This window comes from Pallidibacillus thermolactis (assembly GCF_025660415.1).
GTDB lineage: Bacteria > Bacillota > Bacilli > Bacillales > Caldibacillaceae > Pallidibacillus > Pallidibacillus thermolactis.
On record NZ_JAOUSE010000035.1, the window covers coordinates 18,994 to 32,846 of the forward strand.

Sequence of the window (13,853 nt, forward strand, 5' to 3'; positions counted from 1 at the left end):
CTACTAACCTCCAATCTCTACATTTATGCTTTTACGTTTTGAGTCAGCTAGAATTCTCTTATATTCTTTTGGTATCACTCTTATAAAACGTGACACATAGGAGTCCCAATTTTGTAAGTATTTCTTAGCTACTGTACTATAGGTATAGTAATAATGTTTTTCTATTTGACTTTTTACAAAATCAATTTCCTCTTCATCTTCTAAAGATTCAATATTTACAAATTCTGTATTGCAGATAATAAAGAATTTTTCAATATTATCGACTGGAATATAGGCAATACCACCTGACATTCCTGCAGCAAAGTTTTGCCCAACTTCACCTAATATGACGACACTTCCTCCTGTCATATACTCACAACCATGATCACCAATTCCTTCAACAACAACATGTGCTCCACTATTTCTTACACAAAACCGCTCCCCAACAATGCCACGAATATACGCTTCACCACTTGTTGCTCCATAAAACAATGCATTTCCTGCTATTATATTTTGTTCGGCTTTAAATTTAGATTTATTAGAAGGATAGATCGCCATTTTTCCACCAGATAACCCTTTACCAACATAATCATTAGCCTCACCTTCTAATGTTAAGGTCACCCCAGTTGGTAAAAACGCTCCGAAGCTTTGACCTGCAGAACCAATAAAGTGAAAATGAAGCGTGTCTTTTTGTAATCCATCGGATCCAAACTGTCTAGAAATTTCACTTCCCAATAAAGTACCAACCGACCGATGTATATTTTGAATAGGAAATATTGATTGAATTGGTTCCCTATTCTTCAAATAATCCTTATAAATCGGAAGTAATAATTGATAATCTAATGTGTGATTGATTTCATGATCAGATTGTACTTTTTGATGTCTTTCAAAAGGCATGTACTCTAAAATTGGTGATAAATCTAGTTTTTGAGCCTTCCAATTATTAGATTGAGCTTGTTTTAACATGTCCGTTCTTCCTACCATTTCGTCAATCGTTCTAAATCCTAACTGGGACATATATTCACGAATTTCTTTAGCAATAAAATGCATTAAATGAATAATTTGATCTGCAGTACCAACCATATTTTTTCGCAACAACGGATTTTGTGTTGCAATACCAACTGGACATGTATCTAAATGACAAACTCGCATCATCACACAGCCGAGAGCAACCAATGGTAAGGTTGAAAATCCAAACTCTTCTGCACCAAGTAAAGCAGCAATTACAACATCACGACCCGTCATCATCTTACCGTCAGTTTCAAGTGTCACTTGATTCCTTAATCCATTCAAAATTAAGGTCTGATGTGTTTCAATTAAACCCAATTCCCAAGGCATACCTGCATGTTTTATACTTGACTTTACTGCTGCACCAGTGCCACCATCATACCCACTAATTAAAATCACATCAGCATTTGCTTTTGCAACACCGGCAGCAATTGTACCAACGCCTGATTCTGAAACAAGTTTCACATTAATCCTTGCTTTCGAGTTAGCATTTTTTAAATCAAATATTAGTTGTGCTAAGTCTTCAATAGAATAAATATCATGGTGAGGGGGTGGTGATATTAATTCAATTCCTGGTAACGTTCCTCTTGTTTTAGCAACTTCTGGAGTTACTTTATGACCTGCCAATTGTCCTCCTTCACCTGGTTTTGCTCCCTGAGCCATTTTTATTTGAATTTCATCACAATTAACAAGGTAATGGCTTGTTACACCAAATCTTCCCGATGCCACTTGTTTGATTCTGCTACATTTTGAATCTCCATTTTCATCTGGTATAAAACGTGCAGGGTCTTCTCCACCTTCTCCACTATTACTTTTTCCACCGATACGATTCATCGCGATAGCCAATGCCTCATGTGCTTCTTTACTAATTGAACCAAAGGACATCGCTCCTGTTTTAAAACGTCTCAAAATTGATTCAACTGGCTCCACTTCTTCAATCGGTATTGGTTTTCTTTCAAAATGAAATGTCAGTTGACCGCGTACTGAGGTTTTTTGGCTAATTTCTTCATTAATTAATTGGGCGTATTCTTTGTACACTTTATAATTCCCAGTACGTACTGCTTGTTGTAATAATAAAATGGTTTTTGGTTGGAATAAATGTTGCTCTCCACCTGCACGCCATTGAAAATCAGACCCTGTCTCTAGTTCGACATTTAGTTGTTGAAATGCACTCTCATGACGCAAGCGAACTTCTTTTCCAATATCTTCGATAGTTAAACCACTTAATTTTGAAGGGGTTTTTGGAAAATATTGATCAATAACACTATGATTAATTCCAATTGCTTCGAATATTTGGGCACCAATGTAGCTTTGTACAGTAGAGATCCCCATTTTAGACATAACTTTTAATAAACCCTTCGTCATTGCTTTCACAAAATTCCGACTTGCTTCATCAATGGAAACTTGGTATTCATCTTCTTCTAATAAAATTGGTAACGATTCATAAATAAGGTAAGGATAAACTGCATTAGCTCCATAACCAAGTAATGTTGCAAAATGATGAACTTCCCTTGGTTCACCAGATTCGACTATTAAACTAACTTTATTTCGTTTACCCGTTCGAATTAAATGATGGTGGACAGCAGAAATAACTAATAAAGAAGGAATAGCTGCAAAGTTTTTACTAACTTCCCGGTCACTAAGAATTAGAATATTGCTACCTTTATCAATTTCACCATCGACTTTTTGAAACAGTTGATGTAAAGATTGTTCAAGGCTACCGTTAACTGGAAATAAAGTTGAAATTCTTTCCGTTTTCCATTCTTTCGTTTGCAAACCTTCAATTTTATTCATTTCTAATTCCGACAAAACCGGTGATTTTAGTTGTATTTTTTTTGTAGTTGTTTTATCAGGTTGTAGTAGATTTCCACCCTTACCTAATAATACTTCTAGTGATGTAATAGCTTCCTCTCTAATCGCATCAATTGGAGGATTTGTAACTTGAGCAAACTTTTGTTTGAAATAATTAAATAAAAGTTGTGGTTTGTTAGATATGATGGCTAATGGAGCATCGTAACCCATTGAGCCCGTCGGTTCATACCCTTCTAAGACGCAAGGCTTTAAAACTTTTTCCCATTCTTCATTTGTATAGCCATAAATTTTCTGTTTTTGAAGAATGGCTTCTTTGGAAAAACTTTTTGAATTGCTTATATGATTAGGTAATTTTTCTATAGGAATAAAAATTTCATCAACAAGTCTTTGATATGGCCGTTTCGAAATGATATTTTGTTTTAGTTCCTTATCTAAATATAAGCATCCTTTTTCTAAATCGACTAAAAGCATTTGTCCAGGTCGAAGTCTGTTTTTGTACAATATTTTTTCTTCTGGAATATTGATGACACCAACTTCTGATGCAACACAAATAAAGTCATCTTCAGTGATAATAACCCGTGCTGGACGTAAACCGTTTCGATCAAGACAAGCTCCAATTTGTATTCCATCTGTAAACGCCATTGCCGCCGGCCCGTCCCAAGGTTCCATTAATCCACTATGATATTGATAAAACGCCTTTTTTTGTTCTTCTATTAATTCTTGCTTTTCCCATGGTTCTGGAATCATCATCATCATCGCGTGTGGTAATGACCAACCAGATAATACGAGAAATTCTAATGCGTTATCGAACATTGCTGAGTCACTACCGTTTTCATCGATAATCGGCACTAATTGTTGAATATCCTCAATTTCATTCGTTTGAAAGGAAGCTTCTCTAGCTCTCATCCAATTGACATTACCTGTAATTGTATTTATTTCGCCATTATGAATGATAAACCGGTTCGGTTGAGCTCTTTGCCAACTAGGAAATGTATTCGTACTAAATCGGTTATGGACCATCGCCATAGCGGACTCATATAATTCATTACTAAGATCTAAATAAAATTTTCCGAGCTGTTCTGGTAATAAAAGACCTTTATAAATGATTGTTCGAGCTGAAAAACTAACAATGTAAAAAAGATCATGTCTTGAAAGTTCTTTTTTCAATGTATTTTCTATTTTTCTACGAAGTTTATATAATTTTCTTTCGAATTTAATATCTTTTGGTTGCTCGAATGGAGATTTAATAAATACTTGACATATAACAGGCTGGGTTTCTTTGGCCTTTTGACTCAAAATTGTATCATTGATGGGCACATGTCTAATCCCGATTAAATCTAAATTTTCTTCTACAATTGTATGGTTAATGATTTCCTCACATCGTTTTCTTGAACTTTTATTTTGTGGAAGGAAAAACATTCCTACTCCATACATTCCCTGTTCTGGTAAAATTACTCCTTGCTTTTTCCATTCATTTTGAAATAATTTGTGAGGAATTTGTGTTAAAATCCCTGCTCCATCTCCTATTGCTCGTTGCCCATCACGACCACCGCGATGATTCAACCGTTCAAGGGCAAAGATCGCTTGTGAAATAATGGTATGGTTTTGACGACCATTTATATTGGCTAACATAGCTATACCACAAGCATCATGTTCGTATTGTGGGTCGTACATTCCTTGTTTATTAAGCATCCACGAGTGCTGCATTTAATTCCTCCCTCTTTATTTGTTTTTCTAAACTTATGTTATTATTTTTACTGTTCAATTTCTTTAGCTTTTTTGACATAAAATTTGCACTTTTTTACCAACCTTGGAAAAATGAATCGATCTTTTTTCTATAAAAAAACTGCTATAGGTAATACCTATAACAGTGGAAACTACTAGTTTACTTTTTTATCGAATTTCGGACGGGTTTTTACCAGTATATTGTTTAAACTGCCGACTAAAAAAGTGCAAGTCGTTGTATCCAAGCGCATAGGCAGTTTCTGTAACAGTCATACCGCAATTATGGAGTAGGTGTTCAGCACGTTTTATCCGACTATAAACAATATAAGATTTAACGGTATGTCCTACAATTTGCTTAAATTTTTTTGAAAAATAACGAGGAGAGAGATTGGCACGAGCAGCTAAGCTTTCAATTGTGTGGGTTTTTCCAGGATGTTGCTGAATATAATTTGCTATTTCTAAAATCGTTTCCAGCAAGTTATTACTTACATCTTCTGGTTCATCCTGTACTTTTTCTTCTTCTTGTTCATATTCTTCCCTTAATAGATGGATCATAATTTGTTTCAAAATTAACTTACCTTCAATTTCAGCACCAAAGGTTTCTACTAAGAATAGGCGAACGTACTGAGATAGTAAAGATTCAAAGGCGATTCTATTTTTAATTATTCGATGTGAGGAAGGGATTAATTTGACGTTACTTTCTACGTCAAAATGTATATATGTTAATACGAGAGGATTTTGTGGATTATGTGTAGCTTCTGTCCAATCACCTGGTTTAAATAAAAAACAGTGCCCTTTGCCAATTTTATATGGCTTTTTATTTAACCATAACGTACCTTCTCCATTCCATACATAAAATAAGTCATAATTTGGCATTGGTGCGTCTCTTTTTCGCCATTTCCAATTCGGTTCACAATGAATTGTGGCTAAGGCCGGTTTTAAAATAAAATTATCCGGATTTAAATATAACATCCTCATTCCCCTTTTAAAATTAAAGAAAAATATATCTTTTTATATAATTATTATTAATCTATTGTCAATATCAATTTTAGATTTATTAATCTGTTTTTTAGATAGTATACAGTTTACATAAAAAAATCCAAGATGTCACGTAACAACTTCTTGGATTTTTATCGAATTTCATGTAAAACAAGCCATTATAATTACGTCATAATATGTAAAATCATTTATTTTTATTCCCTTAATCATTCTTCCTTCTTCTTTAAAACCAAGCTGTTTGTATAAGGCAATTGCGTGTTTATTGGTTTCAAATACTTCAAGTGTAACTTTTTCTATAAGGGGATTGTTTTTTGCCCATTGTAATAATTCAGAAAGCATCGCTTTACCGATTCCTTGATTTCGATAATCTTTTGCTACGGTCATTCCTAATGTACCTACATGTTTTATTCTTTTTCTCATGCCGTTATGAAAAGTTAAAAAACCAATGATATCATTATTATACTCAGCAACTATCGCTAAATTTCCTTCTCCAATTAAATAGCTTTGCAAAAATTTCTTTTCATCCCTTACGGTAATGTTATATTCTTCACTGGTTGTTAATAAGTACCCCTCTTCACTAAAGATTTCTTTGCAGTACTTTATTAACTTTTTTGCATCTTTAGGTAATGCTGTACGAATTATATAAGAAAGACCTGCTTTAGTTTGTAATATTTTTTCCTGAATCTCTCCCATTCTGGTTCACCTGCATTCATCTTTAATGATTATATTTAGCATAAGTATTGATAACCTTTATTTAACAGAATAGTTCGATAATAAGATCAAGAAATCCTGCTTTAAAGGAAATTACCCATGACAATTTGTATCTTTTTATGTATAATGATAATAATAATTAATAAAGGAGGCATCAAAATTACACAATGGAAAATTCCCGTTAATTTTGCGCAAATTCGATATGCAAAACTACTTTGCCGAAACAACATAGGCAAAGAACGGGATCCGTGTGTCTTTTTGATGCGAATTTATATGAGTGTAACATGTCATGGTTTAAACATGTTTCTCTTTGCTTATTATGCCTGTATGTTAATATAAGCATTTTTTAAATATAGACACAGGGGATCCCTGTGTCTTTTGTTGTTTTGGCCATCCAGGGGTGATGATGAATGTTTATTTTAAAAGCAGATAATTTATCAATGGAAATTGGTGGAAAAACTCTATTTAAAAATGTATCAATTGAAGTAAAAGACAGGGAGAAAGTAGCATTAATTGGTGAAAATGGTGTTGGGAAAACAACTTTATTAAAAGGGTTACTCGGACTAATTTCTTTTCAATCTGGTACGGTTAATCTTGGAATCGATAAAAAGGAAATTGGTTATATGGTTCAAGACAACCAAATAAACAATGATTTAAACGTTATAGATTGGGTCACAGCTGATCATCCAAATGCTGTAATTAAAAAAGAGTTAGAAAAAATATCATCTTTGCTCAAAGAAAAACCCACTAATGAAACATTAGTAAATCAATACAACGCCCAGTTACAAAAGTATTTAGATCATAATGGTTTCGAGTGGGAAATTGAAGTTGAAAAGATGTTAACTCAATTAAAAGTGCCTAATGATCTTTGGAATATCCCGTTTTCTTCATTAAGTGGAGGACAAAAAACTCGGGTTAAACTGACAAAAATCATGTTAAATTCACCAAAGTTCATTATTCTTGATGAGCCTACCAACCATTTAGATATTGAATCGATCACATGGTTAGAAAACTGGTTAAAACAATTTAAAGGCAGTGTTCTTTTCATTTCCCATGAACGTGAATTCATTGATCATGTTGCTAATTATACGTATGAACTTTCACCTGATGGTATCAAAAAATATGATGGCGGCTATTCATCCTATAAAGAACAAAAGCATTTGGAACAAATAACCGAACAGCGGAAAATTGAAAAACAAGAGCAAGAAAGAAAAAAATTACTTGAAACCATTTCCCAGTATAAACAATGGTATGATAAAGCGAATGCCAAAGCGAGTGTACGAAATCCTTATGCACAGAAAAAACTTGCTAATCAGGCAAAAAAGTTTAAAGTGAAAGAACGTGAATTAGAACGATTAGAGAAAAATAAAATAAATAAACCTGTTGAAAGTAAAAAAATTGAAACCAATCTTGTATCAAGTGAGTTTTCTGCTCGAAAAATGATTGATATATCGGATATTTCATTTTCTTATGGGGAAAGGAAAATATTGGATAATGTCTCTTTGCAAATTAATCGTGGTGACCGTATTGCAGTTGTTGGTACGAATGGTAGTGGCAAGACAACACTTTTAAAACTAATGTCGGGAATCATTCAACCGAATAGTGGGTCTGTATTAAGGAACCCTCAATTAAAAATTGGGCATTTCTTCCAGGAACTAGATAATTTAAATTTAGACAATACAATTTTAGATGAGATTTTAACAATTCCACATATGAACATGTCCGATGCACGTACAATTTTGGCTTGTTTTTTATTTCGACGGGAAGACGTCTATAAAAAAATTGAAACTTTAAGTATGGGTGAAAAATGTCGTGTAGCCTTTGTAAAACTATATTTTTCTAATGCGAATTTACTGATTTTAGATGAACCGACAAATTATTTTGACATACCAACGAGAGAAATAATTGAAAATGCGCTAGTTGAATATCCTGGAGCAATAGTAATTGTTGCACATGATCCATACTTACTACGCAAAGTAGCAAATAAGGTTGTGTCTCTTAAGAATGGAAAAGTGTCAATCTTTCCTGGAGGCTATAAAGAGTGGGAAAACTACGAAAACCTTTCAAATGTGAAACAAGAAATAACAAATAAGCTCGAACAGTTACAGCTGCAATACGTTCAACTAATAACGGAAGAAACTACTGAAGACGGTACTCAAGAACAAGATAAATTAATTAAAATTCAAAAATTAAAAGAACAAATAGCAGAGTTGAAAAAGAAGTTAAATAATTAATATTTTTGGCTGTCGAAAAAATTCGACAGCCGTTTTATATGGTTCAGTTCATCCAATGGAACAAATTTTTGCTCTCACTCTTTCCATTTCCCAATGGAGAACAAATCAAACATGTCTTCCCTATTTAATCGTTTGATGATCAGATTACATTAATATTTCATTCTTAAATTCTTCTCTTGCTAAATCAATAATTTCATTCACAATTGTTCTTTTATATAGGTGATAACGAACCGTGTTATTTTTGTACTTTCTTGAAAGCATAAATTTATATTGGGCATATCTATTTGCGACATTCGGATATTTCTTTAAATAGTCGCGAAAGAAAATGAGATTATACCATTCATCACTCTTGTATTTACATAGATGTAAATGATAGCCAACTTGATTCACCATTTTTTTCTCGTAGAAACGTCTGGATCTTAAATCTGGTCTCGGTATAATGTCATAATTTAATTGTTTAATCGGTTTTGAAATTTCATAAAGAACAGAAAAACTATCAATTCCTACTAATATATCGATAACTGGGAAAGCCATCAAACCAGGAATTGCTGTGCTCCCGATGTGTTCAATCCCAAAAATATTATCCCCCAACAATTCAAGAAATTGTTCCTTTTCTTTCTTATAATAAATCGTCCATATTGGGTCATAGTCTTTTAAAACAATAGGGGAGTCCCACATAATTAATCCCATCCTAACTTTACTCGCAATCTTATTTTTCAGGAGGTTTATCCATTGTCTTAATCCTTTTTTGCATATGGTTCATCGTTGTCTCAAGGTATAATACAGAAATGTCTATGTAATTTCGTTTGATTTGAACTTCACCAACATTTCAACTATTGGTATATAAATAGCTCTTTTTCCTAATTCTACTTGATGTCTTCTGGAAATGTTAATTTAAATAATTTTAGCCATATAAAATTCATCAACGAACTTTCCGTCAACAACTAATGATTTTTCTTTTATTCCTTCTTTTTTAAATCCCATTTTTTCATACAATTTAATGGCGGCTTTGTTGTGTGTCATTACCGTTAGTTCTAAGCGATGAATATCGGATATTTTCGCCCATTCTTCCATTTTCATAAATAAACGTTGACCTATTTTTCTGCCTCGGTATTTTTCTAGAATACCAATGACAACATAAGCGCAATGCTTATTTCGTTGCAATGTTCCCCTTCTTGCCAATAAAAACCCGACAATCTTGTCCTTATCTTCAACTACTAACTGTAAAGAATTTGATTTTACGATCGATTCAATGGATTTTTGCATTTGTTCCACCGTTGTTTTACGTTCTCCTGGTTCAAAAAGCATAAATTTCGTTTCCTTATCCAGTTGTTGTAACATTTGGAGAAACTTTTCAGCATCATGATTATTACATTCTCTAATAATCATTCTAATCCCCCCTTTTTCTAAGAATTTCTATTTTTATACTTAACCTTTCGTGTCTTTTTTTATAAAAAGGATGATACATTATTCTCAACATACAAATTCGCTTCTTTTCTTATCAATGGTTGAGAACTCAATTATTTGGCCTCTTTCAATTTATTATCATACATCTTCATGTGCATCATTGTTCTAATATTTTCATAAATTGATTTGAACTTTTGCAATACTTTTAATATCTTTCATATCTGTTCTCATAGATTGACACTAACTTTTTAGTTTACATAACAATATTATTTGTTGGTCTAAAATTCTAAAAATACTAATAAATATTCTATCATGTTTTATAGATTTTTAACATGATGTTTTGTTGTGATCCCTTCTTCGGGATCCCATTCCGAAAATATTTCAAATGTCCCTTCTTTAAAAAATAAAGGTAAACGTTCTTTAAACCATGGTTGCATCGGTAAATTCAATGCTTCTTTAATTGGGACCCATAATATTTCCCCTTCTGGAGGATTTTCTAACAACTCTCCTTCAAACTCTGTTGCTAAATAATTAAATACTATTGAACGATCATTGTTCTTAATATCAATCCATTCTGTAATCCCTTTATAGATTAAGTTTTTTACAATTAAGCCTGTTTCCTCATAAACTTCACGTATGGCTCCTTCAGATATACTTTCGTATGGTTCAACTTTTCCACCCGGACCAATGTAACCTGGAAATCCCCTATTACTCGGCCTATTTATTAATAAAACAGAATCACCGTCTTTAATTAGACACAGTGTATATAAATCAACTTTATTGGTTGTATTCATCTTTTCTCCGCTCCTTAGTTGCAGCATGATATAATGAATGATGTTAAACTATAAAAATCTTTTCTAAAATATTAAGATCTTCATCTTAATCGACAAAGGAGAGATAAAAAAACATTTGAATGAATGTTAATCTACAGTTAAAGTATTATATAGAATAAATAGAAATACAATCAGGAGGAATTATGACGAACAAGAAAAAAATTGTTTTTACAGGTGGCGGAACAGCCGGCCATGTAACCCCTAATATTGCGATAATGAATGAATTAAAAAATGAAAATTATGAATTTGTTTATATCGGTTCCAAAAAAGGAATCGAGAAAGACTTAATGCAAAAGCAAAATATAACTTACTATGGGATTAGTAGTGGAAAATTACGACGTTATTTAGATATGGAAAACGTAAAGGATGTTTTTCGCGTCCTAAAAGGCTGTTTTGAAGCAAGAAAAATTTTGAAACAATTAAAACCGGATCTACTCTTTTCAAAAGGAGGTTTTGTATCTGTACCCGTTATAATTGCAGCAAATACATTAAAAATACCAATTTTTATCCATGAAAGTGATATTACACCAGGACTTGCGAATAAGATTTCAAAGCGATTTGCAACTAAAATATTTACATCCTTTGATGAGACAACGAAATATTTTCCGCAAGATAAAGTCATGGCCATCGGTTCACCAATACGAAAAGAAATTTTGACTGGCTCGGCGGAAAAAGGAAAAAGATTCTTAGATTTTCATTCCGGAAAACCAATACTTACTGTTATGGGTGGAAGTCTCGGTGCGAAAAAGATTAATGAGGCTGTCCGAGCCAATATTGACGAATTGACAAAACATTATCAAATTGTCCATTTATGTGGTAAAAACAACCTTGATTCACAGCTAGAAAGCCATCCAGGATATCGTCAATTTGAGTATATTCATGAAGAATTAGCTGACATTTTAGCTGCTACAGATTTAGTAATCACAAGAGGTGGATCCAATTCAATTTTTGAATTTCTAGCGTTAGAAATTCCGATGTTGATCATTCCTCTTGGATTAAACCAAAGTCGCGGTGACCAAATCTTAAATGCAAAATCCTTTACTGAAAAAGGTTTCGCGATTACTTTACAAGATGAAGATGTGACAAAAGAATCTTTATTGGAACATGTTAAATTACTTCAAACAAAACGTGACGTAATAAAAAAATCAATGGCTAATGCCAATCAAACGAGAACTAATGCATTAACAACGTTAGTTGATGAAATAAAAAAGGTTTTAAACAAAAATGAATAATTGCTGAATCATTAGCAGTACGCTCAGTATAAAGATGCTGAGCGTAATTTTTTTCAAAATTGACCTAGATCGAATATGTAACTGTCTATACTTGTTTTTTTACGATGAAAACTCGAGGGCATCTCAAGATTGATTATTTTAAATAATACAGTTTATTGTGCATATTATTTTGTACTTTCTTCCTCGACATAATAAAAATGCGATATTAATCAATTCATTGTATTATAAAAATGTCAAAATAGTTCTTTTTTTATATGACTATAGGTTTGAGAAAATTCTATCATATAATTGAGCTTCTTTTAACCTTTTTATTATAAAAAGTATATTATTTTTTATTGAAAAGTAATATTCTTGAAAATTCGTGTTTTTTTCTATAATATTTGATTTAACTGGAATTTTAAAATAATAGGAGGTTTCTTCCTTGGCTACAATTGAAGACTTTCAAAAATTAGATTTACGTATTGGAACAATCATTTATGCAGAAGATTTTCCAGAGGCACGTAAACCAGCTATAAAACTCAAAATAGACTTTGGTGAAATTGGTATTAAGTACTCTTCAGCACAAATAACAAAACGATATAAACCAGAAAATTTAATTGGTCGACAAGTCGTTGGTGTAGTTAACTTTCCTCCCCTAAATATCGCTGGATTCCAATCGGAGGTTTTAGTTTTAGGTGGAATTCCAAGCGAAGGAGATGTTGTGTTATTAAATGTAGATTATCCTGTTGAAAACGGAACAAAAATTGGTTAGGATATTAAAATATTCGTTGGGGGAATCTTTTTGACTAAACCTATTATATGTTTTGCTTGTAAAAAAGAAATAAAAGATAAAGATGAATTAGTCACAGTCAATCATTATTTCCAAGTTACATCACTACATCATGATTGTTATAACAAAGATGAAAGAGGCGTAATGGCAATCCTTTTTCCAAACCATCGATTAAACGGATGGACGGGTAACATAAGTTTTATCTTTATGGTTATCATCGGAATTGCGCTTTTTTTTATGATTGATCATAGTATTCGCTATATCCCGTTATTTTTTATCATTTTAGAGTGCTATTATCATCTCGTCTCTTATATTTGTTTTGAAAGATATTTATCAAATGTTCATAATGATGAAGGTTAAAGAGAAGGTTTTTCCTTTCTTTAACCATTTTTAATCTTCTTGATTTTTACCACATTAAATTACTAAAACACAATAATCAAAATAATATATTTAGTAAACTTGAAGAAAGGTGAGATTGATGAGTTTAGAAAGTGTGAAAGCTCATTTAAAGAAATGGAATCGCGATCAGGACATTATGATTTTTAATAAATCAAGTGCGACTGTTGAACAAGCAGCAACTGCAATTGGTGTTGAACCTGAACGAATTGCAAAAACGTTATCATTTCGAGGCAAAGATGATAAAGCAATTCTTGTTGTAACAGCTGGTGATGCAAAAATTGATAATAAGAAATTCCGTCATACATTTGGTTATAAAGCAAGAATGTTAAGGGCTGATGAAGTAGTCGAACAAACAGGACATGTCGTTGGTGGGGTCTGTCCCTTTGGATTAGCGAATGAACTTGAAGTTTATTTAGATGTATCGTTAAATCGTTTTGAAACTGTTTTTCCGGCGTGTGGTAGCATCAACTCTGCCATTGAAGTCACTTGTAGTCAATTAGAAGAATATTCAGGTGCGAAAGCATGGATTGATGTTTGTAAATTGTCGGAGAAAACAAAGCACTCTCAAGCAGTTGAAGTGAAAAACTAATTGCACACAGTAAAGGCCTCTATTTGTAGAGGCCTCAGCTTGTAGACAAAGTCCCTAACTAGTGGCCAAATCTACAGGCTTTTTTTGTATAATAGGGATAGAATTCTTGGTTAACGGGGGAAATTTAGGATGTTATCGAAGCGTACAGACAATAAT

The 13,853-nt window shown here is 32.6% G+C and carries 11 protein-coding genes; 5 read left to right on the top strand and 6 right to left on the bottom strand.

Annotated elements, in window-relative coordinates:
• Positions 1 to 3 precede the first annotated feature (3 nt).
• The 3 genes from gltB to OEV82_RS11125 all read right to left on the bottom strand — a co-directional run bounded on the left by gltB (position 4) and on the right by OEV82_RS11125 (position 6,216).
• Positions 4 to 4,506, bottom strand: coding sequence for a glutamate synthase large subunit (gltB, locus tag OEV82_RS11115; RefSeq protein ID WP_173658135.1), 4,503 nt, complete (start codon positions 4,504 to 4,506; stop codon positions 4 to 6).
• Between the two features lie 186 nt (positions 4,507 to 4,692).
• Complete coding sequence (locus tag OEV82_RS11120; RefSeq protein ID WP_263061920.1) at positions 4,693 to 5,496, bottom strand: AraC family transcriptional regulator; 804 nt, start codon at positions 5,494 to 5,496, stop codon at positions 4,693 to 4,695.
• A gap of 168 nt (positions 5,497 to 5,664) precedes the next feature.
• Positions 5,665 to 6,216 (bottom strand): GNAT family N-acetyltransferase, encoded by a 552-nt coding sequence (locus OEV82_RS11125; protein ID WP_263061921.1) that lies wholly within the window; start codon positions 6,214 to 6,216, stop codon positions 5,665 to 5,667.
• 428 nt (positions 6,217 to 6,644) lie between these two features.
• Between OEV82_RS11125 and abc-f the strand changes: the two genes are divergently transcribed.
• Complete coding sequence (gene abc-f, locus OEV82_RS11130; protein WP_263061922.1) at positions 6,645 to 8,468, top strand: ribosomal protection-like ABC-F family protein; 1,824 nt, start codon at positions 6,645 to 6,647, stop codon at positions 8,466 to 8,468.
• A 144-nt stretch (positions 8,469 to 8,612) separates the two neighbouring features.
• On the opposite strand, the gene OEV82_RS11135 is transcribed toward abc-f, so the two are convergent.
• From OEV82_RS11135 to OEV82_RS11145, 3 genes are all read right to left on the bottom strand, one after another.
• Positions 8,613 to 9,158: a GrpB family protein gene (locus tag OEV82_RS11135; protein WP_173662343.1), complete on the bottom strand. Its 546-nt coding sequence runs from the start codon at positions 9,156 to 9,158 to the stop codon at positions 8,613 to 8,615.
• 204 nt (positions 9,159 to 9,362) lie between these two features.
• Positions 9,363 to 9,857 carry a GNAT family N-acetyltransferase gene (locus OEV82_RS11140; RefSeq protein ID WP_377701868.1) on the bottom strand — a complete coding sequence of 165 codons (495 nt, stop codon included), beginning with the start codon at positions 9,855 to 9,857 and terminating at the stop codon, positions 9,363 to 9,365.
• A 335-nt stretch (positions 9,858 to 10,192) separates the two neighbouring features.
• Complete coding sequence (locus OEV82_RS11145; protein ID WP_173662344.1) at positions 10,193 to 10,669, bottom strand: 8-oxo-dGTP diphosphatase; 477 nt, start codon at positions 10,667 to 10,669, stop codon at positions 10,193 to 10,195.
• Between the two features lie 182 nt (positions 10,670 to 10,851).
• Between OEV82_RS11145 and OEV82_RS11150 the strand changes: the two genes are divergently transcribed.
• The 4 genes from OEV82_RS11150 to OEV82_RS11165 all read left to right on the top strand — a co-directional run bounded on the left by OEV82_RS11150 (position 10,852) and on the right by OEV82_RS11165 (position 13,697).
• Entirely contained in the window at positions 10,852 to 11,940 is a 1,089-nt protein-coding gene (locus tag OEV82_RS11150) for an undecaprenyldiphospho-muramoylpentapeptide beta-N-acetylglucosaminyltransferase (protein ID WP_263061923.1), read from the top strand.
• A gap of 421 nt (positions 11,941 to 12,361) precedes the next feature.
• Positions 12,362 to 12,691 (top strand): chaperone CsaA, encoded by a 330-nt coding sequence (gene csaA / locus OEV82_RS11155; protein WP_173662346.1) that lies wholly within the window; start codon positions 12,362 to 12,364, stop codon positions 12,689 to 12,691.
• Positions 12,692 to 12,721: 30 nt separating this feature from the next.
• Positions 12,722 to 13,069: a hypothetical protein gene (locus OEV82_RS11160; protein WP_263061924.1), complete on the top strand. Its 348-nt coding sequence runs from the start codon at positions 12,722 to 12,724 to the stop codon at positions 13,067 to 13,069.
• Positions 13,070 to 13,187: 118 nt separating this feature from the next.
• On the top strand, positions 13,188 to 13,697 hold the full coding sequence (locus OEV82_RS11165) for a YbaK/EbsC family protein (RefSeq protein ID WP_263061925.1): 510 nt from the start codon (positions 13,188 to 13,190) through the stop codon (positions 13,695 to 13,697).
• The last annotated feature ends 156 nt before the right edge of the window (positions 13,698 to 13,853 follow it).